Source organism: Melaminivora alkalimesophila (assembly GCF_000282995.1).
Lineage (GTDB): Bacteria > Pseudomonadota > Gammaproteobacteria > Burkholderiales > Burkholderiaceae_C > Melaminivora > Melaminivora alkalimesophila.
Genome location: NZ_ALEE01000676.1, coordinates 1 through 547 on the forward strand (window position 1 = coordinate 1; position 547 = coordinate 547).

General features: G+C 73.1%; 2 protein-coding genes. Both read right to left on the reverse strand.

The window, feature by feature from the left end; genetic code table 11:
* Positions 1 to 52 precede the first annotated feature (52 nt).
* Positions 53 to 385 (reverse strand): thiosulfate oxidation carrier complex protein SoxZ, encoded by a 333-nt coding sequence (locus tag A612_RS13160; protein WP_019374930.1) that lies wholly within the window; start codon positions 383 to 385, stop codon positions 53 to 55.
* Between the two features lie 25 nt (positions 386 to 410).
* Positions 411 to 547: thiosulfate oxidation carrier protein SoxY (locus A612_RS18080; protein ID WP_040436899.1), on the reverse strand; the 137-nt coding region annotated here is incomplete at its 5' end.

Consider the following 547-nt stretch of genomic DNA (forward strand, 5'->3'; position numbering starts at 1 on the left):
CGGCTGGCCGCATCCGCCAAGGCGCCCCGCAAGGGGCGCCTTTTCGTTGGCTTCAGGCGAGCGCGATGGTGCGGCTTGCCTCCAGGCGCTGGCCGGCATCGTCCTGCCATTGCAGGCGCAGCTCGCCGCCCGTGCGTGCGACGAAGGTGAACTCGATGTAGGGGTTCTGTGCCACCGAGATGCCCGGCTCCCAGACGAACAGCAGGGCCTCGTCCAGCCGGGCCTCGAAGCGCGTGACGATGTTGCGCGGGCGCGGGCGGCCCTCGGCGTCGCTGCGCAGCCCGCTTTCCATGGCGTGCTCGATCTGGGCGCGCACGCGCAGCACCTCGCCGGCCTTCGGGGTGGCGTTGCTGACCCACACGCGGGGTGGCTTGTTCTGGCCCATGGGGGTTGCTCCTTTCAGGCGCGGCCTACATGCCGCAGCCGCTGGCCGCCACCGTCACCGCCTGGCTGGCGGCCAGCAGCGTGCCGCTCTTCATGCGCGCCAGCGCGTGCACGGTCTGCGACTGCGCCAGGCGCACGCGCACGGCGGCCTCGGCCGCGCCGG